At 63.4% G+C, this 24,705-nt stretch carries 27 protein-coding genes, 2 tRNA genes and 1 pseudogene; 13 read left to right on the top strand and 17 right to left on the bottom strand.

Going from position 1 to position 24,705, the window contains the following annotated elements; translation table 11 throughout:
- The first annotated feature begins 10 nt into the window (after positions 1-10).
- Positions 11-283, top strand: a complete 273-nt coding sequence (locus P0648_RS16150; RefSeq protein ID WP_276246271.1) for a DUF5808 domain-containing protein — start codon at positions 11-13, stop codon at positions 281-283.
- A gap of 69 nt (positions 284-352) precedes the next feature.
- A pseudogene (gene rdgB / locus P0648_RS16145) lies at positions 353-915 on the top strand (RdgB/HAM1 family non-canonical purine NTP pyrophosphatase).
- Positions 916-945: 30 nt separating this feature from the next.
- Here rdgB and P0648_RS16140 read toward each other — a convergent pair.
- Complete coding sequence (locus P0648_RS16140; RefSeq protein WP_277504789.1) at positions 946-1,416, bottom strand: hypothetical protein; 471 nt, start codon at positions 1,414-1,416, stop codon at positions 946-948.
- Between the two features lie 117 nt (positions 1,417-1,533).
- The gene (locus P0648_RS16135) at positions 1,534-2,616 is read right to left on the bottom strand and encodes a putative sulfate/molybdate transporter (protein ID WP_277504788.1); all 1,083 of its coding nucleotides are present in this window, start codon (positions 2,614-2,616) and stop codon (positions 1,534-1,536) included.
- Positions 2,617-2,753: 137 nt separating this feature from the next.
- Between P0648_RS16135 and P0648_RS16130 the strand changes: the two genes are divergently transcribed.
- The 3 genes from P0648_RS16130 to P0648_RS16120 all read left to right on the top strand — a co-directional run bounded on the left by P0648_RS16130 (position 2,754) and on the right by P0648_RS16120 (position 5,874).
- Complete coding sequence (locus P0648_RS16130) at positions 2,754-3,758, top strand: substrate-binding domain-containing protein (protein WP_277504787.1); 1,005 nt, start codon at positions 2,754-2,756, stop codon at positions 3,756-3,758.
- 677 nt (positions 3,759-4,435) lie between these two features.
- Positions 4,436-5,125 carry an ABC transporter permease gene (locus P0648_RS16125; RefSeq protein ID WP_276246276.1) on the top strand — a complete coding sequence of 230 codons (690 nt, stop codon included), beginning with the start codon at positions 4,436-4,438 and terminating at the stop codon, positions 5,123-5,125.
- Positions 5,122-5,874: an amino acid ABC transporter ATP-binding protein gene (locus tag P0648_RS16120; RefSeq protein WP_277504785.1), complete on the top strand. Its 753-nt coding sequence runs from the start codon at positions 5,122-5,124 to the stop codon at positions 5,872-5,874. The genes P0648_RS16125 and P0648_RS16120 overlap by 4 nt, the downstream gene beginning before the upstream one ends.
- Here P0648_RS16120 and P0648_RS16115 read toward each other — a convergent pair.
- Entirely contained in the window at positions 5,871-6,548 is a 678-nt protein-coding gene (locus P0648_RS16115) for a TrkA family potassium uptake protein (protein WP_276246278.1), read from the bottom strand. The two genes, P0648_RS16120 and P0648_RS16115, sit on opposite strands and share 4 nt — an antisense overlap.
- Positions 6,549-6,636: 88 nt before the next feature.
- Between P0648_RS16115 and P0648_RS16110 the strand changes: the two genes are divergently transcribed.
- A complete protein-coding gene (locus tag P0648_RS16110; RefSeq protein WP_276246279.1) occupies positions 6,637-6,831 on the top strand; it encodes a hypothetical protein in 195 nt (64 codons plus the stop codon).
- 103 nt (positions 6,832-6,934) lie between these two features.
- Entirely contained in the window at positions 6,935-7,120 is a 186-nt protein-coding gene (locus P0648_RS16105) for a hypothetical protein (RefSeq protein WP_276274746.1), read from the top strand.
- 3 nt (positions 7,121-7,123) lie between these two features.
- Here P0648_RS16105 and P0648_RS16100 read toward each other — a convergent pair whose 3' ends face one another.
- Complete coding sequence (locus P0648_RS16100) at positions 7,124-8,407, bottom strand: LVIVD repeat-containing protein (RefSeq protein ID WP_277504780.1); 1,284 nt, start codon at positions 8,405-8,407, stop codon at positions 7,124-7,126.
- Positions 8,408-8,554: 147 nt separating this feature from the next.
- Positions 8,555-8,857, bottom strand: a complete 303-nt coding sequence (locus tag P0648_RS16095) for a hypothetical protein (protein ID WP_276246281.1) — start codon at positions 8,855-8,857, stop codon at positions 8,555-8,557.
- Positions 8,858-9,004: 147 nt separating this feature from the next.
- Here P0648_RS16095 and P0648_RS16090 point away from each other — a divergent pair, with 147 nt between their 5' ends.
- On the top strand, positions 9,005-9,829 hold the full coding sequence (locus tag P0648_RS16090; RefSeq protein WP_277504778.1) for an alpha/beta fold hydrolase: 825 nt from the start codon (positions 9,005-9,007) through the stop codon (positions 9,827-9,829).
- A 132-nt stretch (positions 9,830-9,961) separates the two neighbouring features.
- Here P0648_RS16090 and P0648_RS16085 read toward each other — a convergent pair.
- Both P0648_RS16085 and P0648_RS16080 read right to left on the bottom strand, forming a co-directional pair.
- A tRNA-Thr gene (locus P0648_RS16085) sits at positions 9,962-10,033 on the bottom strand.
- A gap of 48 nt (positions 10,034-10,081) precedes the next feature.
- Positions 10,082-10,756 (bottom strand): hypothetical protein, encoded by a 675-nt coding sequence (locus P0648_RS16080; protein WP_277504777.1) that lies wholly within the window; start codon positions 10,754-10,756, stop codon positions 10,082-10,084.
- 60 nt (positions 10,757-10,816) lie between these two features.
- On the opposite strand from P0648_RS16080, the gene P0648_RS16075 reads away from it, so the two are divergent.
- Together P0648_RS16075 and P0648_RS16070 are read left to right on the top strand one after the other, a co-directional pair.
- Positions 10,817-11,515 (top strand): enoyl-CoA hydratase/isomerase family protein, encoded by a 699-nt coding sequence (locus P0648_RS16075; RefSeq protein ID WP_277504775.1) that lies wholly within the window; start codon positions 10,817-10,819, stop codon positions 11,513-11,515.
- Positions 11,516-11,545: 30 nt separating this feature from the next.
- Positions 11,546-12,127 (top strand): hypothetical protein, encoded by a 582-nt coding sequence (locus P0648_RS16070; RefSeq protein ID WP_276246285.1) that lies wholly within the window; start codon positions 11,546-11,548, stop codon positions 12,125-12,127.
- Between the two features lie 18 nt (positions 12,128-12,145).
- Here the strand turns inward: P0648_RS16070 and P0648_RS16065 are convergent, their stop codons facing one another.
- The 4 genes from P0648_RS16065 to P0648_RS16050 all read right to left on the bottom strand — a co-directional run bounded on the left by P0648_RS16065 (position 12,146) and on the right by P0648_RS16050 (position 16,394).
- Entirely contained in the window at positions 12,146-12,979 is an 834-nt protein-coding gene (locus tag P0648_RS16065; RefSeq protein ID WP_276246286.1) for an NAD+ synthase, read from the bottom strand.
- A gap of 108 nt (positions 12,980-13,087) precedes the next feature.
- Positions 13,088-13,158, bottom strand: a tRNA-Gly gene (locus tag P0648_RS16060).
- Between the two features lie 112 nt (positions 13,159-13,270).
- Positions 13,271-14,503 carry an MFS transporter gene (locus P0648_RS16055; protein WP_276246287.1) on the bottom strand — a complete coding sequence of 411 codons (1,233 nt, stop codon included), beginning with the start codon at positions 14,501-14,503 and terminating at the stop codon, positions 13,271-13,273.
- A 76-nt stretch (positions 14,504-14,579) separates the two neighbouring features.
- Positions 14,580-16,394 carry a hypothetical protein gene (locus P0648_RS16050; protein WP_277504772.1) on the bottom strand — a complete coding sequence of 605 codons (1,815 nt, stop codon included), beginning with the start codon at positions 16,392-16,394 and terminating at the stop codon, positions 14,580-14,582.
- Positions 16,395-16,758: 364 nt separating this feature from the next.
- Between P0648_RS16050 and P0648_RS16045 the strand changes: the two genes are divergently transcribed.
- Entirely contained in the window at positions 16,759-17,382 is a 624-nt protein-coding gene (locus P0648_RS16045; protein WP_277504771.1) for a transcriptional regulator, read from the top strand.
- Here P0648_RS16045 and P0648_RS16040 read toward each other — a convergent pair.
- Genes P0648_RS16040 through P0648_RS16020 form a run of 5 tightly spaced genes read right to left on the bottom strand, consistent with a single transcriptional unit; the run spans position 17,379 to position 21,031 of the window.
- Positions 17,379-18,089, bottom strand: coding sequence for a hypothetical protein (locus tag P0648_RS16040; RefSeq protein ID WP_277504770.1), 711 nt, complete (start codon positions 18,087-18,089; stop codon positions 17,379-17,381). The genes P0648_RS16045 and P0648_RS16040 overlap by 4 nt on opposite strands.
- Before the next feature lie 30 nt (positions 18,090-18,119).
- Positions 18,120-18,401: a hypothetical protein gene (locus P0648_RS16035; protein WP_276246291.1), complete on the bottom strand. Its 282-nt coding sequence runs from the start codon at positions 18,399-18,401 to the stop codon at positions 18,120-18,122.
- 50 nt (positions 18,402-18,451) lie between these two features.
- Positions 18,452-19,543 carry a sorbosone dehydrogenase family protein gene (locus P0648_RS16030; protein WP_277504767.1) on the bottom strand — a complete coding sequence of 364 codons (1,092 nt, stop codon included), beginning with the start codon at positions 19,541-19,543 and terminating at the stop codon, positions 18,452-18,454.
- 8 nt (positions 19,544-19,551) lie between these two features.
- Positions 19,552-20,079, bottom strand: coding sequence for a gamma carbonic anhydrase family protein (locus P0648_RS16025; protein WP_276246293.1), 528 nt, complete (start codon positions 20,077-20,079; stop codon positions 19,552-19,554).
- 49 nt (positions 20,080-20,128) lie between these two features.
- A complete protein-coding gene (locus P0648_RS16020; protein ID WP_276246294.1) occupies positions 20,129-21,031 on the bottom strand; it encodes an acyltransferase in 903 nt (300 codons plus the stop codon).
- Positions 21,032-21,164: 133 nt separating this feature from the next.
- Here P0648_RS16020 and P0648_RS16015 point away from each other — a divergent pair, with 133 nt between their 5' ends.
- Entirely contained in the window at positions 21,165-22,223 is a 1,059-nt protein-coding gene (locus P0648_RS16015; RefSeq protein ID WP_276246295.1) for an aldo/keto reductase, read from the top strand.
- 234 nt (positions 22,224-22,457) lie between these two features.
- Positions 22,458-22,838, top strand: coding sequence for a DUF6176 family protein (locus tag P0648_RS16010; protein WP_276246296.1), 381 nt, complete (start codon positions 22,458-22,460; stop codon positions 22,836-22,838).
- Between the two features lie 4 nt (positions 22,839-22,842).
- On the opposite strand, the gene P0648_RS16005 is transcribed toward P0648_RS16010, so the two are convergent.
- Positions 22,843-24,666, bottom strand: a complete 1,824-nt coding sequence (locus P0648_RS16005; RefSeq protein WP_277504763.1) for a heme-binding protein — start codon at positions 24,664-24,666, stop codon at positions 22,843-22,845.
- Positions 24,667-24,705: the final 39 nt, after the last annotated feature.

Raw genomic sequence — 24,705 nt, 5'->3', positions numbered from 1 at the left:
ATGCGTTCGTATGGCTGACAAACCATCGTCCGGAGAGATACTGGGGATTCCGTACAACTTCGAACGCCCGAGCCTGAAGCGCATGCTGCAGTCGTACTGGCAGCCAGGCGACGAGATGCTCGTCGAGAAGCCCTTCGGCATCGGCTACACCCTGAACCTCGCCAACTGGCGGTCGTGGATCGTCCTCGGCGTCGTCGGCGCACTGCTCTACCAGGAGCGCAACAAGGTCGTCGAGAAAGAAGACCTGCCGGACGAGGGGCCGGTCGAGGTCATCGTCGACTGAGCGCGACTCGTTTTTCCGCCCGGCATCGACATTCGACAGGCTATTTTCCCCGCCCACGCCCACTTGGATATGCTCCGGTTCGTCACAGGCAACGAGGGGAAGGTCCGCGAGGCAGAAACCTACCTCACGGAACCACTCGCACAGGCCGACTTCGACTACACCGAAATCCAGAGCGACAGTTTAGCCGAAATCGCGCTCCACGGCGCACGAGAGGCGTTCGACCACCTCGACGGCGACGACCCCATCATCGTAGACGATTCGGGACTGTTCATCGACGCACTCGGCGGCTTTCCCGGCCCGTACTCGGCGTACGTCGAGGACACCGTCGGCGTCGAGCGGGTCTGGAACCTCACTGAGATGGAGGACAATCGCCGCGCTCGATTCCGCTCCGTGGTCGCTTACTACGACGGCGAACGGGCGGAGACGTTCGAGGGAGCGTTCGTGGGCGCATCGTCGCGCCCCGCGGTGAGGGTGGCTTTGGCTACGACCCAATCTTCGAGCACAACGGGACGACGCTCGCGGAGATGGACGTGGAGACGAAAAACTCGATTAGCCACCGCGGGCGGGCGCTGGCGAAGTTCGCCGAGTGGTTCAGCACCGACGGCGAGTGGAATCCGGGCGTTCCGGAATAGGCGCGAGCGTCGAGGGTTGCCTGCCCCAGTCTACGCACGCGGGTCGCGGTCCGGGCCGGGATACTCGCCGCCGCCGACCACGTCGTAGAGCGATTCGGGGTCGAACAGTTTTGCGAAGGCGTCGGGGTGCTTGACGCTCGTTTTCACGCGTTTTTGCATGGCCACGCCAGCCTTCGCGCTCCGGAAGCCTTCGTCGAACGAGAGGATGTGGGCGGCCTGCCCGTGGTAGGCCGAGGCGAGCGCGGGGTGGTCTTGTGGCGGATGTTCGACGCGCACTCGGAGGGTCTCGATTTTCGCGCGCCAGTCTGCGGCGAGTTCGGCGTCCGCGAGTCGGGTGATGACGGCTTCTGCGTCGTCGAGCAACTCGTCTGAGGCCACCAGTTCGACCCACGAGTGGCGGCGAACGTGGTCGAGCGCCTCGCGGGCGGGGCCGCCGACGAGCAGGTCCGCGGCCAACACGTCCGCGTCGGCGACCACGCGTGCGGGGTTGGGGTTACTCATCGCGCACCTCGGTGAGGGCGTCTCGCACCGCTCGTTCGGTGGTTTCGTGACGCGCCGCACGCTCGAACAGGTCGGCCCAGGTCATGCTCGCAGGTTGCAGGGCGCGGGCGAAAACCGTTACGCGCGCCGGGAGAGAAGCCACCAGCCAGCGAGGCCGACGACGAAGGCGACGCCCACGCCGAAGACGAGGCCGAGCAGGCCCACCGCGATGGTGACCGGCAGGTGGTCTGATTCGAGCGAGACGCGACCCAGCTGGAGGGCGACCACGACGAGAAGGACGCCGAGCAGCGCCATCGGGAAGCCAACGAGCACGCCCGCCACGAGTGCCGCAAGCCCGTAGAGGACGCCGAGGATGACGTTCGCGCCGCCGGTTCGCGCACCGAAGGCGTACTTGCCGGCGAGGCCGCCGCTGCCGTGGCACATCGGAAGGCCGCCGAGCGGGACGGCGAGCAGGTTCATCGAGCCCATGCTGCCGGCGAGGCGGTCTGCGGACACGTCGCGGTCGAAGAGGTCGGAGAGCAGGAGCGAGGTGGCGACGGCGGCGTTGCCGACGGTCATCGCTAACTGGCCGGCGAGGCCCTCCGTTGCGGCGAGCGAGAGCGTGGGTGGCCCGGCCGGGAATAGTGCCAGCGAGGGAACGGAAACAGTAAACGGCGTCTGTGAGAGGGCCACGAAAACCCCGACTCCGAGCACGACGAGCGCACTCGCCTGCGTGTATCCGAAGAGCGCGACGACGCCGACGAGTGCCACGCCGCCGACGGCGATGGCTGGGTCACCGACACCAAGGGAGAGACCGGTCTGGGCGAGCAGGAGGGCGACGGCGAGTTGTACGCCTCGGATGACCGGTAATCCCACGCTTTCGGAAAGTCGAGAGAGCGTTCCCAGTCGCCCCGCGACGAGCAAGATTCCTCCGGCCAGCAGGCCCGCGGCGACGAGTTCGCCGTGGGTGATTGCGCCGGCGATCGCGAGTCCGGCGAGTGCCTTCATCGGTTCGACCGAGAGGGGAAGTCCGTAGCGGACGCCCCAGACGACCTGAAACAGCCCGAAGAAGAGCAGAATGTGGGCGAGCGACGCTTCTGTGAGCGTTCCAATCGCGACGATGAGCGGGAGGGCCGTAATCGAATCTCCTAACGCACCAGTCAGCTCGTTCGTCGTGAATTTGAGTGCCGGATGGGTCCGCTCGGCGTGCCCAATCGCCATTGTGTGGGTCGTAGCGCTCGATTGGCTTCATTCTTCTCAGTAACCTCATCTCCAAACGTTTTCCACACAATGAAACCGAATTTGGTTATTCCGCTTCATCAAGATTTAATGCGGGTACCGCCATCGATACGCTCAGGATGCAACGACGACGGTTCCTCCAGGCGACGGGCGCGGGCGCGCTTCTCGGGCTCAGTGGCTGTCTCGACTCCGATGGCAACGACGCGGCGAACAACCAACAGACGCCCGCGCAGTCCGGGCAAATTGGCGACGGCGAACTCGTCCTCGCGACGACGACGAGCACGTACGACACGGGCCTCCTCGACGCGATTCACCCGACCTTCGAGAAGAACTTCGGTGTGACGATAAAGACCCTCCCGAAGGGGACGGGTGCGAGTCTCCGAACCGCCCGTGATGGGGACGCGGACGTCATCCTCGTCCACGCCCGGAACGCAGAAGACGAGTTCATGCAGGACGGGTTCGGCGTCAACCGCCGCGACGTGATGTTCAACGACTTCGTCGTCGTCGGCCCCGAGGACGACCCCGCTGGCATCAACGGAATGGGGAGCGCCACGGAAGCGTTCTCGACCATCGCCGAGTCTGAAGCCGTGTTCGTCTCGCGGGGTGACGATTCCGGCACGCACAAGAAAGAACGCATCATCTGGGAGGAGGCCGGCGTCGAACCGAGCGGTGGGTGGTACCGCGAAGTCGGGAAAGGGATGGGTGATACGCTCATCCAGGCAGACCAGACGGGTGCCTACACGCTCGCAGACCGGGGGACGTACCTCTCGATGCAGAGCGACATCGACCTCGTCATCCACGTCCAGGGGCCGCTCAAGGGTGGACCGGTCATCCTGAAAAACCCCTACGGCGTGATGGCCGTAAACCCCGCAAAGTACGAGGACGTGAACTACCAGGCCGCGATGGCGTACATTGGATTCCTCACGAGCCCTCAGGGCCAGTCGATGATCGAGAACTACACCGCGAACGGCTCGCAGTTGTTCTTCCCGAACGCCATTTCAGAAGAGCCGAACTTCGAGCAGTACGTCCCCCAGGGTTACTCCGCGTCGCAGGCGCAGTCGCTCTCGACGCGCGACAAGCAGTACCTCTACTGGGTCGACCAGCAGGTTCCGGCCGATTACTAACGGCCACTTTCACCCACAGCGTGTGCCCGCCCGATTCCCCACTCACAGAAATACAAGGAGGAAGCCCACGGCTTTAGCCGTCCTCAGAACGGCAGAGCCGTTCTGATGGGCTGCACAAGAGCTGTACTCTTGTGAACGTGGGAGGAATCCGATAGCAGATGGATACCGACGACGTTACATTGCCAACCCCATCGAAAACGCTTTGATTGGTGGTGTTGGCCCTTGAACTGCCTGATTGGGATGTTGCACCACGGGAACTTCGTCCAACACAGGCACACGTCGCGGGCGCACTGCGAGCGACGTGAACCCCGCTTCGTGGGGCGAGGGCGCATCCTCTCCGTCGAAACATCCGACGTCCAGCATGGAACACTGTACCACGGGGCACAAGAACCGCAGGCGGTTGTGCTACCTCCACGTTTCGGTGGACGCTGTTCTGGCCACGTCCGCGTGAGACACGCACTCCCTGTGGGTTGGGTCGCCCGTCAGGAGGCCCGAGAGTCCGAGACGATGAACACGAGTGGTTGCTCCATGCTCCCACGCTGTCAGGCGTTAGAGTCGGAGTCTCCTGGACAATTAAATTGCCACGGCGGGTGGCCCACCGCTGAGGCAAACCCACGACTGTAGTCGTGAGTACCTGACTCGTGGCCTTTTAGTCACCTGACACCCGAGGACAGCACGTGTTAGAGAGCCTCGCGGACCTGAACTGGCGCTATCTCATCAGCATCACTGTCGTGTCCCTCCAGGTGAGCACGACGGCGGTGCTATTGAGCACCCTGTTCAGCCTGCCCGTGGCGCTCTCTGTAGGATTCACCGACTTCCCCGGTAAGCGCGTCGTCACCGCCGTCATCAACACGGGGATGGGTCTCCCGAGCGTGGTCGTCGGCCTCGTCGTCTTGCTCGCGCTCTCTCGGTCCGGCCCCCTCGGGAGCCTCCAACTGTTGTTCACCCCGGAGGCCATGATCATCTCGCAGGTCATCCTCGCGGCCCCCGTCATCACGAGCGTGACGCTCTCGGCCATCGAGAGCGTCGGCCAATCGGTCAGAGACGCCGCCTATGCCGCCGGTGGCACCCAGCTGGACGTGGCCCTCGTCGTCGTCAAAGAAGCCCGGTACGGCATCGTCACGGCCATTCTAGCGGGTTACGGTCGGGCAATCAGCGAGGTCGGGTCGATTCTTATCGTCGGGGGGAACATCGTCCTCTCCGACGGCACGTCGCTCACCCGAACGCTCACGACAGCCATCACCGTGGAGGCTCGACGCGGGCGCTTCGAGACGGGTATCGCCCTCGGTATCGTCCTCCTCGTCCTCGTCCTCGGCGTGAACGCGCTTGGGGCGTGGGTCCGCGACCGCGGACGGTGGGACGCATGATTCGAATCGAGAACCTCTCACACGGCTTCGACAACGGGCGGGTCCTCGCCGACGTTTCGCTCGCCGTCGAACCGGGCGAAGTCCTGGCTATCGTGGGTCCCTCTGGAACCGGGAAAACGACGCTGTTGCGCCTGCTCGCGCTGTTCGACCCGCCTCAGGAGGGGTCGGTTCGCGTAGACGACACGGACGTCTGGTCGCTCCCACGAGAGAACCGCCTCGCGCTCCGACGACGCATCGGCATGGTGTTCCAGGACCGAAGTCTGTTCAGTACGACCGTCGGCAAGAATGCGGCCTACGGCCTCGAAGTGCGTCGGTCGTGGACCGACCGCCTCGCCGGGCGACTGTCCCGAAACGGCACCCACGAGGCGGTCCTCGACGCCCTCGAAACGGTCGGCATGCGCGACCAGGTAGACCAACACGCCCTCGGGCTGTCGGCGGGTGAAGCCCAGCGCGTCGCGTTCGCCCGGGCACTTGCCGTCGAACCGGACGTGCTCCTCCTCGACGAACCGACCTCGAATCTGGACCCCCGGAACACCGCGTTGCTCGAACAGGCCGTAGACCGGGCGCGTGATCGTGGCATCGGCGTCGTCATCGCGACCCACGACATGCAGCAAGCACGCCGCGTGTCCGACCGCACGGCGGTGCTGTTGGCTGGTGAGTGTATCGAACGCGGGCCGACAGAACGAGTGTTCGAGCACCCACACGACGAGCGGGCGCGAAAGTTCATCACCGGCGAACTGGTGTACTAGCTGGCCGTCGCCTGTCGGTTCTCACCAAGCAGGACGTTTTTCACTTCGTCCATGTCACCAACCTCTGCGATGACCGAGACGCGATCTCCCGGCTGGACGACGGTCTGGGGTAGCGGGATAGTCTGGGCGTTGTGCGCCCGACCGTGGGCGTAGAGGACGGCCCGGTCTGGGAGTTCGATTTCGCTGATGTGCAGGTCGATGACCGGCGAGTCGTCGGGCAGCGAGAAACTCGCGAGCGAGAGGTCTGCGGTGAGGTCTGCGATGATGTTGAAGTCGCCGCCGAGCAGCGCGTTCTTCGCGCCGATAGCTCCGAGGCGCTCGGGATAGATGATTTCGTCTACCTCTGCCGCGTACTTCTGGTAAATTTCTTCGCGGTAGTCCTCGTCGATGCGCATGACCGTTCGACAGCCGTGGTTCGCGGCGACGATACAGGCCGCGTAGTTCACGTTCAGGTCGCCGGAGAGGCCGCCGAAGGCGTCCGCCGAATCGAGGTCTGCGTCGTTCAGTATCTGTTCGTCCATCGCGTCGCCTTCGATGACCGAGAACCCCTCGTCGCGGGCACGGTCACACTTTTTCGGGTCGATTTCGATGATGGTGACGTCGTGCCCCTCCTCTTTTAGAATTCGCGCGGTTCGGTGACCCACGCGCCCGAAGCCTACAATGACATACCTCATACGGCCTCCATACGACGGCGGGCGTAAAAACGTTAGTTACTGACTATCACGTCGCAAGCTTCAGGCTCATCCTCCGTCTTCGTGGTGTATGGCGCGACAGCGAACCGCCGTCCGGGGATTCGGTCTCGCGATGATCACCCTCGCGTGCGGTGGTCAGGTCTGGCTGTTCACCATGGTCGGAACGCCCGCGGTCGGCGAGTGGTTCCTCTACCTCTCGCCAGCCTTCGGACTGCTCGGATTCGTCGGCTTTGGCACCCTGCTCACCTCGTATATGGACCGGTAATCGCTCACTTCACGCCGCTCCCGTCAGTTAATTTCAGAACGTTGGACAGTAGATATAAGTTCGCGCGGCCCAATCGTCCATCCGGGGGTGGGACGCGGTGACTGTGCCACGAACCTCGTCAGTCCGGTTCGTCGCATACCGCCCTGAATGCCGTCGGATTGGGGTCCCGGCGGCGGTCCCCTTCGTTTCGACGCAGACGCGACAAGCCGTGCTCACGTCCGTCATCATCCACGGTTCGTGGCTCGACTGTCCACGCCGTCTCCTGCCCCTTTCGAAAAACGAGGAGTGACGACTATTCTTCGCCGTGTGGCGGCTGGAGCGCTGCGTTGCTCGGCCGCGACCCGCTGAACTTCGGCGCGGCGCGTTTGCCGCGGTCGTCGCTGAGGAACACGATTCCGCGACCGATGTCGCTCGCGATGGTCGTCCCGCGCTCGTAGACGGCCCCCCAGAACGAGGACCCATCGGGGTCGTAGCGAGACAGTTCCTCGGGATTCGCAGGGTCGGTCACGTTGAACACCGTGAGGCCCCCGTCGTACCACGAGGTATAGAGGCGATTGCTCGTCACGTCGAAATTATGCGACGTGCGGAACGCCTCGACGTCAGGCGGACTGATGCGTGCCACCTGTTCGGGATTGTCGAAATCAGTCACGTCGAACACCTTGATGCCGCCGTAGTCGTCGTTGTCCGGGTTGTCGACGTATCCGCCGGGGAACGTCTCTGCGCCCACGAACACGTACTTGCCGTCGGGAGTTGGTTGGACGTAGTGGGAATTCCCCGGGAGGGTGAGGAGGCGTTCCCAGAGATTCCCGTTGGGAGCTTGGTCCGCGTTCGGAGCCATTCCGAACCCGCTTACAGCCTCGGGGTTTGCCGGGTCGCTCACATCGAGCACCCACGTCCCGGCGTCCCAGTAGGCGAGGTAGGCGTAGTCACCCTGAACGTACACGTCGTGGATGAAATTGGTCTCTCGGTCGAGTTCCGGTCGGTCGTCCTCGACGGCCCACCGCGAGAGCAGCGACGGGTTCGTCGGGTCGCTCACGTCCACGATTTGCAGTTCGCTGTCGTCGAACGGCGCTTCCTTCGCAATGTAACAGACGTCTCCGACGAGGTAGTGGTTGTGGACTCCCTCGGGAAGGACCTGCCACGTCCCCTGGAACTCGGGGTTCGCTGGGTCGCTGATGTCGTAAAAGTGCGTCCCGATTTCGTCTTCGGGAGCGCGGTCTTCGTCCCCATCGCCGTCGCCGTGGTCGTGTTCTTCGCTACCCTGACTGCTGATGGCGAGCAGGTCGCCGTCTACTTTCACGTCCCAGACGCCCGCGCCGGGGACTTCCATGTCTACGAGCAGTTCCGGGTCGTGGGGTTTACGCCAATCGACGACGGCGAGTCCATCGTTCGTCGCCGCGTAGGCGTAGGTTCCCTGCGTCGTCACCTCCGTGATTCCGCTCACGCCGACTTCGCCGAGCAGTGAGAGGGTTCGGTCGTCTTGTTTCGCACTCGCTACGCCCATACCGCCCGCCGCAACCGCGGAGGCGCCGAGCAACTTGAGCGCCTGCCGTCGTGTCGTGTGGTTGGAAGGCATAATCCATCCCTTCGGTCACGCCGGAATTAATTAAAACATTCTTACGTTAGGAATAATATTGACGTTGATAGTTTGACACGCTTGCGCAGCTGGTTTTGCGACGACGGCCACGCGAGACAGACGACCTAATCGTCTTCAAACGCCGCGTCAGAACGACTGGTCTTCTTCGTCTTCGGATTCGCTCGCCTCGTTTCCGCTCGTTCCCCTGTCCGTGTACCCCTCGCGTCCGACGTACTCAGCTGGCAGATTTGCCTGAATCGACTCGAACAGTTCCACTGGCGAGCCGTACTCCTCGTCTTCGATGTGCGAGAGCACCTCCGCGATGGTCAGCTCGTCGTCGGTGTTCGCCGATTCGAGTTTCGTCTCCCCAATCTCCTCGCGGACCGTCGCGATGTCTGCGGGAAAGTCGAGTTCGGATTCGAGGTAGTCCTGCAGTTCTTGAACGTCCATGCTCGGAGATTCGTGAGCCAGTGGTTTCGGTGTTGTGGCAGTCTTCACGGCAATCCAAACTCTCACGTCCTTCGCAGATGCCGTATGTGGACGCCTCACGGCTCCTGTCCGCACACGTTCATCTTCTCACGCGACGCTGATACACCTGTGCCAACGATCCGAACGAACGACGTTCTCACCTACTACGAGGAGCGTGGCGACGGGCCACCTCTCGTGTTCATTCACGGGGCCATCGTGGACCACAACCAGTGGAACCCGCAGATAGACGCCCTCAGCGACGGCTACCGGACCATCGCCTACGACGTGCGCGGCCACGGCCAAACCGGGGGCTCCGACCGAGACGCCTACTCCATCGACCTCTTTGCGGACGACCTGGACGCGCTCATCGACGGCCTCGCTCTCGACCGACCGGTCCTCTGTGGCACCTCGACGGGTGGCTGCATCGCGCAGGTGTACGCCGCCCGCCACCCCGAGAAAATCGCTGGCCTCGTGCTTGCGGACACGTTCACGCCCGCCCTCCTCACTCGCGGCGAGTGGCTCCAGCGGTCTGCGATGCTCAAAGCGACGATTCCGTTCGTTCGCCTCGTCGGCTACGAGCGCGTCGAGAAGGTCCTGGTCTGGATTCAAGAACGCCTCTCCCGGGGCTCGAGCGGCGATTACGAGCAAATCGAACGGCTCCGCGAGCAGGGACCAAAGATGACCACCGACGAGTTCGCGAAGGTGATTCGAGCCGTCGCAAGTTTCCACGAGACGACCGTCGAGTACGCGGCGATTACCGCCCCGACGCTCGTGCTCTACGGCGAAAACGAACCGCCGTTTCTCCGCCGCCACGCACCCCTCCTCGGCGCTCGAATCGACGGGGCCGTCGTCCGGGCCGTCCCCGAGGGTGGCCACGCCTCGAACCTCGACAACCCGGCGTTCTTCAGCGATGCGATGCGGGCGTTTCTGGAGGCGAACGTCGTGGCTGTGTAGGATTTGGATTGCTGGGACACGTGAGGCTGGGATTTGAACTCAGTCGCTAACGCTCCTTGCTCAAATCCCGCTGACGGCTCACTACTCACTCGAAACGACTCGCTATCGCTCGTTGTGTGAGTTCGTAAGAAGAGCCCAGGCCGGGATTTGAACCCGGGCTCTCGTCCTTACCAAGGACGCGCTTTACCGCTAAGCTACCCAGGCAGGCATTACCCACTTACGGCGGTTTGTTGTTAGACGTTTCGATTCGCATCAGGGATCCGTCGCCGAGGTTCGGACCCCGTCGTCCAGTCCCTTGCCCGCGTCGTGGGCCGCGAGATGGCCTGCGAGCGACTCCGTGACGGCGTCCGTGTAGAGAATCGTCGCCGTGGGGAAGGCGATATCGTCGTAGGTCGTCGTCAGGTCGCGGACGAACGCCCGCAGGGCGGGTGAGATAGTCGCGCCGACGGCGGTAGTTCCCGCGACGAGCGCGAGGTCGAGGACATCGCGTTCTAAGTTGCGGTCTAAGTCGTCGGTGTCGGCGTCGGGTTCGCCTCGCAGCGTCTGGTCGCGGCCGAAGGCCTGGACCGTCGCGACGGCGTTGTCCGCGGCTTCGGTCCGGGCGAGAAGGTGAAATCCGCGGGAGACGAGCACGTCCGCGGCGAGTACGTCCAAATTCGCCTGTTCGACGTTGGTCTCCCACGAGGGGTTCTGTGTGAGGGTTCGCGTGAGGCGAAGGCCTTCGTAAATTAGCTGGACGCCCGCGGCCCGGGTTCGAATCGCGTGTGGTTCGGCACCGTCGATGGCCTGGGCACAAAGGAGCGTCAGGACCCCCGGGGCCATCGACCCTGTAGAGAGTATGGCCTCCAAGTCGCCACGGAGGCGCACTGGCTCGATTTCACGTATCGCGTCCAGCGCGGCGCGGCGGACCGCATCGGCTTCCTCCATTGCCCCAATTTAGCGGCGGGAAGGGCAAAGACCTTTGGAAACGGACGGTCACTTCCTGCCATGATTTCGACCACGGATACCGGGGCTTTGCGGGTGGTCACTCTGGACCGCCCCGCCCAGCGAAACGCCCTCACGGTCGACGGTCTCGAAGCCCTCTCCGAGGCCGTCACCGAGACGGACGCGACAGTCGTCTACATCCACGGCGCGGGCAGCGCCTTCTCCGCGGGGGCAGACCTCTCCGAAGTGCGGGACTTGGACGGCCAAGCAGCGAAGGAGTTCGCCGAACTCGGCCAGCGCGTCGCCGCGAACATCGAGAATGCGGAGGCCGTCACCGTCGCGGGTATCGACGGCGCGGCGCGCGGTGGCGGCGTCGAACTCGCGCTCGCCTGCGACGTTCGGGTGGCGACCCAGCGGGCGACGTTCGCGGAACCCGGCGTCGTGTTCGGCCTCTTCGGTGCGTGGGGCGGGACGGTTCGCCTGCCGAAAATCGTCGGCCAGGGCGAAGCACTCGACATCGGCCTCACCGGTCGCATTATCGACGCGGACGAGGCCCTTCGCGTGGGGCTCATCTCCCAGATCACCGAAAACCCGCAGGCGGTCGCAGAGCGCATCGCGTCGAACAACCCGGCTGCACTCCGAGTCGTGAAAGAACGCATCAGAGACGAGGCCACGACGGACGCTCAAGAGCGCGCCGAGGCCGAGGCGTTCGCCGACCTCGTCGAGACGGCGGTCGATTTTGACTCTCACCGAAAAGGTTGAGTCGCTTCCACGTGCAGGAGTTGCTAACCAATGCCCGAGTGTTCGTACTGTGATGCGTCGTTCGCAGACGAGGCGGCCTACCACCGTCACCTGCGCGACGAACACGCCGCAGAACTCGGGCCAATCGACCGCAGACGGGTGGGCGTAGACCGCGACCAGCCGACGGCCGTCGATGCCGCACCCTACGCGCTCGTGGTGGTCGTCGTCACCGTCGCGGCCATCATCGGCTACGTCACCTTCTTCGCGGGAAGCGACGAGATTCGCCCGACGAACTTCGGCGGCGCGCACTTCCACGGTCCAATCACAGTGACCATCGGCGGTGACCAGCTGGATTTCAGCCAGGACCGCTTCCAGCGTCAGGACGCCGCCTTCCACTTCGAGGGCGGTGACGGCACCACCTGGCACGGTCACGCGAATCAAATCACGCTCAAATACGCCATGGGGACACTCAACATCTCGGTGACGGAATCGACTGTCTCGTACGACGGCACGACCTACTCGGAAGCCGACGGCGACACGGTGCGCGTGCAGGTAAACGGCCGGTCTGTGACGCCGGGTGACTATCTGCTCGCTGAGGGTGACCGCATCGCCATCGTCGCGGAAAAAGGGTAGGTCCCGAAACGGAACGCCTCAGTGCCCCGAGAGCGGGTCGGGGCCCGGCGGGACGTGACGTTTGTGCTCGCTTTTCGTGTACAGTTCGTCTACCCGGTCGACGACGGACTCGTCTACGCCGAGGGTCGCCATCGTCTGTGCCTTCGTGAGCGGGCCGTCTACGTGCAGGGCGAGCACCTGGTCTAAGGTGTCGTAGGAGACGCCCATCTCTTCTTCGTCGGTCTGGCCGACCCACATCTCCGCGGTAGCGGTCTTCGCCGCGAGGTCTTCGGAGACGCCGACGTGGCGGGCCAGTTGCCGTACCTGCCCCTTATAGAGGTTCGCGATTGGGTGGCAATCGACCGCGCCGTCGCCGTACTTCGTGAAGTAGCCGACGAGCGCCTCAGACCGGTTGCCCGTCCCGAGGACGAGTCGGCTGTCGTGATTCGCGACGAGGTAGTTGAGCACGGCTCGCGTGCGGACGCGGACGTTCCCGGCGGCGAGCTGGTCGTCTGCGGCCTCCGGCACGGCGGCGAGGAACTCTTCGACGATGGGGTTGATTTCGATGACGTCGTACTCGATTTCGAGCAGCTGGGCGACGCGCTCTGCGTCGCTCATGTTGTCCGCCGCGTTGACCTCACTCGGGAGGACGAGGCCTCGGACGTGTTTCTTCCCGAGTGCTTCGACCGCGAGAAACGCTGTGAGCGTCGAGTCGATACCGCCCGAGAGACCGAGGACGGCCCCATCGACGCCCGCGGCGCGAACCTGGTCGCGGATGAACTGAGTGATGTGTTCGCGGTGGGCGTCGAGTTCGGCCTCTGTAAACGAGAGGTCGATTCGAGTTGCGACGTCGGCGGACTGAGTATCGGTCATTGGCGAAAGTAGGGGCGGGAGCGTCAAATAGCCTTGTTACCACGGCGAATTTGTGGACGTTCGTAGCGCGAACGGGGCCGTGGCTCGTCGATTCGAGGGTCTGAGAAGTGCGCCCGCCGGGAATTGAACCCGGATTGTAGCCTTGGGAAGGCTAAGTCATGCCATTAGACCACGGACGCGCTGTCTGCGTCTTTCCATTCTTCGGCGTCACACTTGAACGTAGCGCTTCTCTCGGGTCGTGACTGCGCGGCTGTACAGCGATTCGGTTCCGCAGCGGATGTACGTTCGCCCTCACGTCCCGTAGGTTCCGGGTACGGGCAACAGCGCGTAGACGATGGCCGAGACGACAGTCACGCCGCCGAGGACGAGGAACGTCGTCTCGAACCCGGAGAAATCGCTGAGGAGGCCGACGAGGGCCGGACCCGCCGCGCCGACGAGGAAGAACACGGTTCGGACGAGTCCCCACGATGCGCCCTGCACCTCGTCCGGGAGCAACCGGATGATGTAGGCGTTCGTGACCGGATAGGTCCCGAGTCGCACCCCGACTACGGCCGAGAGAATGGCGAACGGGACGACCCCGGAGACGAACGGGACGACGAACAGCGGGAGTGCGCCGATGGCCGCCGCGACGGCGAGGACGGCCCGGTCGCTGTACGTGTCGGCGAGGCCGCCCGCGAGCGGTTGGGCCACCGCTCCGGCGAGGAAAATGAGCCCATAGAGTCCCGCCGCTGTCCCCTGATTGAGTCCCTTCACTTCGGTCAGGTAGGTCGGAAAGAACGCGGCGAAGCCCTGAAAACTCGAGAGCAGGAGCGTAATCGCGACGACGGCGATGAGTACCGGACGCTTGAGCACACCCTCGACGATGCCGTCCATATCCTTGGCGACACTGCGCCCATCGTTGCCGACTGCTGCAGACCGGGCACGAGGGACGACGCGCCAGACGAACAGGGCGATGAGCGCGAACAGGGGGACGAGCAGGCCGAGGGTGGTGCGCCAGCCGATGCTGACCACCAGCACCCCGGCCAGAAAGGGGATCAGCGCCCCGCCGATGCTCCCCGCGGCGAACGTCACGCCGATTGCGGTTCCATCGCTTTTGTCGTACACTGCAGAGAGTATCGTCCCGCGTGCCGGGCCGTAGAGTCCCATCCCCAGGCCGAGCAACAGGCTACCGAGGACGAACGCGGCGAACAGCGGCGAGAGTGCGAGTCCGGCGACGGCAAGCGCGGTGAGGCCGAGACTCGCCACGAGGAGCGTCCGCTCGCCGAAGCGGTCGACGAGCAGCCCCGCCGGAAACTGCATGATGGCGTAGCCACTCCACAGCGCGGAGTAGGCGAGGCCGGCGGCGGCGTTGTCGAGGACGAACGCCGTCTTGATTTGCGGTAGAATCGCGGGCACCGCGGCTCTGAGTCCGTAGACGAGAAACCAGCCGAGCGCAATCGAAACGAGAATCGGGCCGCGGCCATCGCTCCAGAGTCCCCGAACGTTCGCTGCGAGTGAGGTTCGTTCGGGGGACTCTGTGGCCATGCACCGGGCGTTTCGGGCGAGCCCTCAAAACGGTATGTGAGCCGTCAGGGTCTGCCGGATTCTCAGGTTGCCTCGGTTAGAGGCCGCCCTGATTGACGCTGGTCGTCCAGCCTGTTCGTTCGCCCGACATGCTCGTTCCGCTTCTGAAGCGATTGCCCGTCACGATCCCGTTCTTGAGCGAGGCGCGACTGTACTGGTACAGCTTTCCGGCTTTGAAGTCGTTGTTCTGAAGCCGGATGTAGTCGGCACCGTCGTCGAGCAGCAGCGAGAGGCCGTCGTCTCCCTTCCCGTGATAGAACGTACAGCCACTGATGTCCACCCACGGCGCGTCGATGACGAGGCCGTGGCGCTTGCCGTCGGACGGCGGGTTCAACCGGACTTCCCAGTCCTTAATCTTCACGTTCGCGCGGCTGATGCGCCCGAGTTGCGCCCGGGTGCCGCTCCCGCCAGTGTCGTTGATGGTCCAGTTCGAACAGACGATCATCCCTTCGTCGTCGCCGCTGCCCCTGAACTCACAAATGTACTGGGAGTCGTCGGAGTTGACGTGAATGTTCGTCAGTTGGCAGTGTTTCGTGTCCTCGTTTACGCGGATGAGTTCGGAGGGCGTCCCCTGAACCGCATCGATGTAGATGCTGTTCGCGACGGCGTGGCGGGCTTTCGCGACCCAGAGGGCGGCATAGGAGTAGTCGCGGTCCTCCGCGTCGTCGTTTATCAGGTGGCACTTGTACGCGAAGTCCCCGTCACCGAGGCGGAGCATCCCGGCACCACAGTTTTTGATCTGGGTGTTTCGGACGCTCACCTGGCCGTTGTGACCGGCGCTGTAGATTCCGTTGTTGATGAACCCCTCGATGAACGAGTTCTCGATGACGATGTGACCGAGGTGGTCACGTTCGAGCGAGATGCCCATCGGGTGTTCTTGCTCTCTCTGGTCCGGGTTGTAGTACCCACCGTCCGGCATGGTGACGCTCACGTAGCCGCGACCGGTGTTCTTGAGCAGGGTCGGGTGGATGGAGTAGACCTGACCGTAGTCGCGGTCCATCTCGCCGATGATTTTGATGTTGTTGATGTAGAGGTACTCGTCTACAGCCGCCTGGATGGAGGAAGCCGCACACTGCGGCATGGTGATGTCGAACGTGATGTTCTCTGAGAGGAACATGTCTGCGTTGTCCTTCGCCCCGCTGCCCAACTTCAGGAAGTGGGTCATCTGCGGATCTCTGCATTTCACCCTCGCCTGTGGCTTCCCGATGATACCGAAGGCGTCGAACTTCTCGACGGTGACTGCGGTGTTCCAGGTGTACTCGCCCTCTGGGAGAACGTAGATGGTCGTGCTGTTGACGCCACCGTCGAAGTCGTCCTTGATGAACTTCCCGAGGTCGTCGTCCGTTCCCGGCTGGATGCCGCGCTCGGTGACGTCCACGACGTTCCAGCTCTTGACGGACATCGAATCGAGGATTGCGCCCTTGGTGATTTCCAGGCTTCCTGGATTTACGGCACCGGCATCATCCTCGTCTGCGCCCGAAATCGGCGACTGGAATTTGACCGGGCCGGGGGCGTCGCCGTCGCCCTCGTAGGCCCGCATCGACCACGTCTGGGCGGTCGAGTCACGGAGTTGGATGGTCCCGTTTCCGGAGCCGGAGGTGCTCCAGGACGAGAAATCATCCGACGTCGTGATGTCGTTCAGATTGAGGATGTTGTTCCCCTCCATGTTGAGGTTGCCGTCGATGGAGAGAGCGTCGTTCTCCGGGGTCAGATTTCGGAACGATGCGTTGGGGGATGGTCGGCCGTTGCCAACCACGCTCAGCCCTGTGAGCCCCGCCAGCGCGAGTAACCCCCGTCGAGTCGTATCGAACGTCTCGTCGTTGTCGTCCGGTTCGTCAGTATTTTCTTTCATGGTATAAATTGCCCCTCTGCAAGACAGTAACGAACTAACGACTGTTATTATAGAGTGACTAAACTATGACGAAACGAAAGGATGATGCTGCGTTAACAACTCGTTATCCAGCATAATTACGGGTTATTCCGGGTTTTACGGGCTCGTATTCCGGATGAAACGACATTTTCGAGATTGACATCTACAGTGGCTCACATTTTCGGCATCCGGCGGGTGTTTTTCCCGACAACCGTTATCGGAGCGGCCTTTCGACGTAGCAACCCCGTTATCAGGTAGGTAACAATACCCATGGCTCACTCATCACATACTGGGGGAAACGCGTGTACGGACAATCGGACAATTCGGCAACCGTGGGGGGTCGCCGATGAAAACAGTCTCAACAGGTATCGAAATTTTAGATCGCAAACTCGGTGGTGGCATTCCGGCCGGCAGTATCGTCGCGCTCGTGGCGAAGCCTGCGAGCCAGGCAGAACTGGTGCTCTTGGAATTGACTGCCGAGCACGAAACGCTGTATCTCACCACCCAGCGATCCGCACAGGCGGTCCGCGACGCGATAGACCGAACGTCTACGCGAGTGGGTGAACCGGTCGTCCAGGAAGTCGAAGCTGAAGCGCCAATCGACCACGCGCTGGCACTGATTCGACAGCTGCCAGAGGGGGTCAACCTCATCGTAGACTCCGTCGACGTGCTCGAAGCAGATGGGGGCGTTCGGTATCGCAACTTCCTGAACGACCTCCAGACTCACATGGTGAACATCGGCGGCGTTGCCTACCTGCACTGCCTCGACGGGCGGGCCGTTTCGCCGATGCGAGATACCACCGAGTACATGGCGGACCTCGTCTTCACGCTCTCGACGGACGTGAAGGGCGAAACCATCGAGAATCGCCTGACGATTCCAAAGTATCGCGGCGGGGCCGCGATTCGAGACGCCATCAAGCTCCAGTTGGCAGACCGAGTCGCCATCGACACCAGCCGCGACATCGCCTAGTCCTGCGTTTTCTCCCCGAGTTCTGCCCGAAGTTTTTCAGTTGCAGATTCATCGAACCGCAGCGGTCGTCGCCACCACGGTCCCTTTCCAGAATCGCTGGACCACTCGGTGACGGCGTGATTCGCCGTCGCTCCCGCCTCCGGCGTGCTGAGCGGGAACGCCCGGTCGAACAGGCGCGACTCATTGGGGTCGCCGCGAAGCAACACTCGGGCGTCGAAGGGATCGCGTTTGAGGTGGGCGTTCGAGGCGAATGCCGCTTTCTCAGTCGCCGAAAGCTCGTCGAAATCGTCGCCCGAAACCGGGTCGCGGGCGAGTTCGAACTGCCCGATGATGTAACAGCCCCAGCGCGGGGCAATCCAGGGCGCGGGGTCGTCGCCCGCTGTCGAAAGGGTGGCGTAAAAGTACACGAAATCACCCGCTTCGAGCGATTGCAGCGGTCGGGCTTTGACGCCGAACGGGTCGCCGTAGGTGTAGTTTTCACACGGACCATAGTCGGCGAACTCCGGGTCCAAGTGGACCGGTGTCTCGCGGATTTCTGCTGGTATCTCCATCGAGAGACCGAGGTCTGCGTAGGTCGGGACCGGGTCGGTCGTGGGCGCTTCTTCCGGTATCGGGACGTACTCGAAACTGCCGTCGTCGTAAATCGGGCCGCGAAAGCCGGGCGCGTTGGTGTTCGCGCCGATGTTGATGGCGACGCTTCGTGGCATAGTGGTCACTCGGGGCACGACGCTAAAACGTTAAACGGAGAGTGGCTGGATACACTCTTTGCAAAAGACGAACACCGGGTCTGCCTCGTTCTGGGTGCCACAGTGTGGACACTGGCGGAACTCGCCCGGGACGTGCCCGCTCTGGGTTCCGTAGTCCGCAGTCGCGCTCGACCCCTCGTACCCGGAGGCGTCGCTCGGCGAGAATTGTTCGAATCGAGACTCATCGCTCGTGCGGAGGTATTGGTAGACCAACAGGTGGATGACGGTGAACCCGATGATGTAGGCGACAACCCACCCCCACGCGTCGAGCATACTTTGAGATACGGTGTCAAGGTACTTTGTCTCTTCGGCGTTACAGGCCCTTAGGCTGGTCTAAGCCGGATGACGCGATCGTCACCGTCCTTGGCAAGTCCGCGCCCGTCTCGATTGCTCGTCGTGACGTAGAGGTGGCCGCCCGGTCCCGAAAATGCCGTCCTGAGTCGGCCGAATTCATCGACTAACAACTGTTCTTGTTCGGTTACAGTCCGGTTATCGAACCGAATTCGCCGCAGATACGACCCTTTCAGCATCGGCACGAAGAGGTCACCCTGCCACTGGCTGATGGGGCCGTCGTAAAACGCCGCGCTCCCCGGGGCAATCGTGGGCGTGTAGGAGACGAGCGGGTCGGTGTACTCGCCACCGGAATCGCCCATCACGTCGGGCCAACCGTAGTTGTTCCCGGCTTCGAGGACGTTGATTTCGTCCGCGCGGTCCGGGCCGTGTTCACTCGAAAAGAGCACGCCGTCATCACGGAAGGCGAGGCCCTGTGGATTCCGGTGGCCGTAGGTGAACACCGCGTTGTCGAAGTGATTGTCCGGGTGTGGTTCCCCGTCGAGGGTCAGGCGTAGCACCTTCCCGTTTAACGTCTCTGTGTCCTGTGCGCCGTCGCGTTCGCGGGCGTCGCCCGCCGTCGCGTACAGTGCGCCCTCGGGACCGACCGCGAGGCGGCCGCCGTCGTGGGTGGTCGCGCCGGGGATGCCCGAAACGATTTCTTCGAATGCCCAGTCGTTCCCGACGTCGTGGCGGAGGATACGATTCAGCATTCGCGTGTTCGGGGTGTGCGTCTGGTAGGTATAGGCCACGTCGGGGTCGTCGGGGTGGAATACGAGGCCGAGCAAGCCAGCCTCGCCGCTCGCGGCGGTCGAATCGGTCATGTCGCGGACCACCTCGCGCTCGCCGTCGCGAACGCGGACGATGCGGCCCGGGCGCTCGGTGAGATACAGGTCGCCATCGCGAAACGCTGCCCCCCACGGGACCTCGAGGCCGGTGGCGAAGGTTTCGACCACGACCTCCTGGTCACCGACCGTGGTCGTCGAATCGTCGGGGGCGGACCCGCCGAGGCCGGGGAGGGTACAGCCGGCGAGTCCGGCCGTGGCAGTGGCTGCGACGCCTGCGAGGTAGGCGCGTCGATTCATGCTCGCAGTTAGGGCTCACGGGCGGAAAAGCCCTCGTCTGCGAGCAATTCCGACGTTTCCGCGTGGCGCTTTGAAAGGGCGACGTACCGGTCGCCGGCGGCGAACCAGCCCGAGTCCTCCAGTTCGAACTTCACTTCGGCGGGCGACCCGGCCACGAGCACGCCGCCGGGGATTTCGGTGTCCTCGGTGACGACGCTGCCGGCCGCGACGATGGACTTCTCGCCAATTACCGCCCGGTCGAGGACGACGGCGTTCATGCCGACGAGACTTCGCTCGCGTACCGTCGCGTCGTGGACGATCGCGCCGTGGCCGACGGTGGCGTAGGGTTCGAGGACGGCGTCCTCGTGGAGCGTCGCGTTGTCCTGGACGTTCGCCCCTTCGCCGATTTCGATGGTTCCGACGTCCCCTCGGAGGACGGCGTTCGGCCAGACGCTGGCGTCGGGACCGATTCGCACGTCGCCGATGACCACGGCTGCGGGGTCGACGTAGGCACTGTCTGCGATTTGGGGTTCCTTCCCGTCGAACGAGCGGAGCATAGCCTCGCTTGGTGGGTCTGGGCCAAAAGTCCTCGTCTGGGTGGGAAAATCAGTTCGGCGGCTGTCGCGTGCGCCCGAATTCGTCGAACTCGTCTAACTCCTCGGGGAGTTCGTACGGAATCTTGCGCTCGTCGCGGTGGCTCTCGTAGCGTTCGTCGACCGGGTGGGCGACTGACTCCCAGCCGGGTTTGACGCGGACGCTCTTTGCGGGCTGGCCGACGACGACGTGGTGGGGTGGCACGTCGTGCTGGACGACCGACCGGGCACCGGCGACCGAGTTTTCGCCGACTTTGACCCCGGCGCGAACCATCACGTCGAACGTCAGGCGTGCGTCGTCTTCGACGATGGTGTGGAAGTTTTCGACGGCGGTCTGGTCGTTGATGTCGTGGTCGTGGCTGTAGATGTGGACGCCGTCGGAAATCGAACAGCGACGCCCGATGGTGAGCTTGCCGCGGTCGTCAAGGTGGACGTCGTCGTGGATGACGGTGTTGTCGCCGATGGAAATGTTGTGCCCGTAGGTCATCGTGACGCCCTTGAAGATGCGGAGGTTGTCGCCTGCATCCTCGAAGAGGTGGTTCGCGAGCATTTGCCGGAAGCGCAGGGCGAACTCGATGTTGTCCGCCATCGGCGTCGCGTCGAACTGCCGCCAGAGCCACTGGAGGTGTTTCGAGCGCTTGAACTTCTCCTCGTCTTTCTCCGCGTAGTACTCGCTTTCGAGGGTGGAGTTACACGGGTCGTAGCCCTGCAGGCGAACGCGCTCTGCGGTAGAGACCGACTCGCCGTTCTGCCAGCGTTCGTATGCGTCTCGGTCGCCGTAGAGGTCTACGAGAACGTCCTCTACGACCTCGCAGGTACTTTCTTCGTCACCCGAGAGTCGCTCATCGACCTCGTCGATGAACGCCCTGACGCCTGCCTCTGCGGCGTCAGGCAGGTGGACGTGTCGCTTCGTCATGGCAACTCGTTCACGCTGGTGACTGATAGGGGTTTCCGTTACGGCACTTCCGGAACCGCACTCCACAATAACTGTAACGGCCGGTCGGGGCAGAATGCACACGGATAAGTGCGTCTCGTCCCTACCCCCGCCCATGCACTACCGAACACTCGGCGACTCGGGCGTCGAGGTCAGCGAAGTCGGCTTCGGTGCGTGGGTCGTCGGCACCGACTGGTGGGGCGACAAATCGGAAGCCGAATCCATCGAGATGGTCCAGCACGCCCTCTCCGAGGGAATCACCTTCTTCGACACCGGTGACGTGTACGGCCACGGCCGCAGCGAGGAACTCATCGGCCAGGCACTCGCAGAACACCGCGACGAAGTCACCATCGGCACGAAAATCGGCTACGACTTCTACAACCACGCGCAGGCCGGCCACGGCGAGATTCCGAAGAACCTCGACCCCGACTGGATGCGCCAGTGCGTCGAAAAGAGCATCGACCGCCTCGGCGTCGAGCACATCGACTTCCTGCAACTGCACAACGCGAACGTAGACGAGGTCACGCCCGAGGTCATGGACGTGCTCTACGAACTGCGCGACGAGGGCCGCGTGGATGCCCTCGGCTGGGCGCTCGGCCCCTCGATTGGGTGGCTCGCAGAAGGCGACCGCGCCGTCGAACTCGACTTCGACGCCATCCAGACGGTGTACAACATGTTCGAGCAGGTGCCCGGCCAGCACTTCCTCGACACCATCCGTCGTGAGAACGCGGACACCTCCATCATCGCCCGCGTGCCCCACTCCTCGGGCCTCCTGAACGAGCAGGTCCGTCCGGAGACGGAACTCGAATCCGGTGACCACCGTGGGTTCCGCCCCGACGCCTGGTACGAAACCGGCTGGGAGAAACTCGAAACCGTGCGCTTCCTCGAACGGGATGGCCAGCGCTCCATGGCCCAGGCCGCAATCCAGTGGCTCCTCAGCCACGACGAAGTCGCCTCCGTCACGCCGACGTTCCACTCCACCGACGACATCACCGAGTGGGCCGCTGCCTCCGAGACGCCGCCGCTCTCGCCGGAAGAACAGGAGCGCGTCGCCGCGCTCTACGAGACCAACTTCGAAATCGACCGCAACGACGGCATGGACAGCCTTCGCTCCTCTGTCGATGGCGAAGACATCGAAGCCGCCGGCCTGAAACTTAAGAACGCTGGCGCGTAATCGCAACCCCTCGGTTGCAACTCGAAAACCGAATGCAGGCTGGCGTCTGACGCTGATTTTCGTTCACTTTCACCACGGTTTACCTGTCAGCGACAGCGCGTAACTGAACTGCAAAGTCGAACCCCTTCGTTGCGAGTCGAGACCCGCTTACGGAACCTGTCTGACGGTCGAAGTGAAGTGGGCGAACCTGTTGACGGGCCAAGACTTACGCACCGACGGTGCGGAGGTCTTCACATGGTAGACGTGCTCCTCGTGAACCAGCGCATCGCGGACGGAAACGTAGACCGCGCGAAGGCTCTCCTGTCGCAGCTGGACGACCCAGAAACGCTGGACGCCGCACTCGCTATCCTCGACGCGGAGGGCGTCCACACTGAATCGGCGTTCCTTCGGCACGACGACGAAGGCCCGTTCGTCACCTACTACATCGAAGCCGAAGACGGCGCGACGGTGTACGACGTGTTCAAACACGTCACCGAAAATCCCGAGGCGCAACCCGACGAGATGGCGGCCTTCATCGAAGAATTTAACGCCGTGATGGACGGCGACCCGTATCTCGTCGAATCAGAGGTGCTGTACCATCTGGTGAATCCCGAGCGGCCAGAAAAGGTGAACTGAACTTCTACGCCAAGAAGACGTGCCGCGGCCGGTCTGCAAGGATGTCGCGGCCCCACTGCACGGTGTCGCGGAAAGCTTCACTGCGGAAGAACGCCATCGCGTCCTCCTTGTCGCGCCACTGGCTGGCGATGAACATGTCGTTCTCGTCGTCCAGATTGGCGAGCAGCGCGGTCTCTAAGTGGCCGTCCATGTCGTCGAGCAGGCCGCCGACGACCTCGAACTTCTCGACGAAGTCCTCGCGGTGCTCCGGTTTCACGGTGTAGAACATTCCCATTGTCCCGAAGCCGGATTCTTCGCCGGCGCGGGCGACGATGCCGGGCAGGTCTGCGAGGAACCCGCCTGCGGTGTTGGCCGCGCTCTGGGTCTTCCAGATGCTGACGATGGCCGTCTTGTCGGCCATCTCGGCGTCGTAGACGGCCGTCTTGACGTGGGTGTCGTAGTGGTCGAACCGTTCGCGCATGCCGTCGACTTCGTCGTAGACTTCCTGCGGGTCGGCCTCCGAGTAGAGCACCATCGCGTAGACATCTTCGCCGTGTGGCTGGCCGGAGTAGATGTTCAGGTCCTCCAGTTCGGCGCGGAGGTCTGCGTCTTCGTCAGTGCCGTGTGAGGCGGTCTCGTCTGCTTCGTCGTCGCTCTCGGTGCCCCCTTCTTCGCCAATCTGTGCGCCCATCCCCGACTGGACGCCTTCTAAGTCGGAGAGGAAGCCGGATGCGGTGTCGGCGGCGCGCTTGTTCTTCCAGAGGCTGATGACGCCCGCGTGGCCGGCGTCGGCCCGCACCGCGGTCATGACGTGGGTGTCGTAGTGGTCGAAGTTTGTGCGCAGGCCGCTGACTTCGGCGGCGAGGTCCTCTGCGTCGGCGGTGGACTCGAAGATGAGGCCGTAGCCCGTTTCTGGATACTCGTCGAGTCGGACGCCGTACTTGCGCAGTTCCTGTTCGAACTGGTCGCGGTCGACTTCCTCGTGGGTGTCCTCTTCTGGAACCGGTGGCTTGCCGCCTGAACTGGCGCTGTCTGCGGATTTCTGCTCAACTGCGGGGGCCGTTCCGGTCGGGACGTGTTCGCCCGCGAGGTAGGCTTCCAGGTCAGCGGGCGGGAATCGGCGCCCGACGTAGAACTGGCCGAACTCCGCGAAGCGGGAGGTAGAGGGGTCGAAGCGCATCTCGTTGAGCAGTTGTTTTACGTCGGTCAGGTCGTCGGCGAACAGGGTGACGCCCCACTCCCAGTCGTCCATGCCGATGGAGCCGGTGATGACCTGTTTTACCTTCCCGGCGTACTGCTTGCCGATTTCGCCGTGGGCCGAGAGGTGGTCCGCCCGCTCGTCGAACGGCAGGTCGTACCAGTTGTCCTCGGGGCCGCGGCGCTTGCTCATCGGGTAGAAGGAGACGAACTCGGCGTCCGGGATGTCCGGCTTGATGCGCGACTGGATGTACCGGGCGATGCTGGTGTCCACGTCGCCGTCCTCCTCGAAGTACTCCTGGGACATGTACCCCGAAACCTCCGTCACGGAGACGTACGAGGAGGTCTGCTCTGTGAACTGGGCGAAGGCGGTCTGTTCGAACTGGCGCTCTGCGACGTCAAGGTGGGCCATCGTCGGGCGCAGGTGCAAGATGAGCAGGTCGGCCTTGTGCCCGAGAATCGAGAAGACGGCCGACGCACCCTCCTCCGCATCGGCGAGTGCCTCGTGGTCGGTGAGGAACTCGACGCCCTCTGCTGTGGCTCGCTCTCGGATGCGGGCGGGGGCCTCGCGCCAGGCGTCCCAGTCCACCGTCCGAAAGTCGTGCAGTGCGTACCAGCCCTCGTCGGTCTGTGGCGGTTCGCGTCGCTCCATGGATGGACGTTAGCGGGCAAAGATAAGGGCGTTTTGAGT

This window comes from Haladaptatus sp. DYSN1, from assembly GCF_029489995.1.
In the GTDB taxonomy this organism is placed as follows: domain Archaea; phylum Halobacteriota; class Halobacteria; order Halobacteriales; family Halococcaceae; genus QDMS2.
This window is presented reverse-complemented; position numbering and strand designations above follow the sequence as displayed.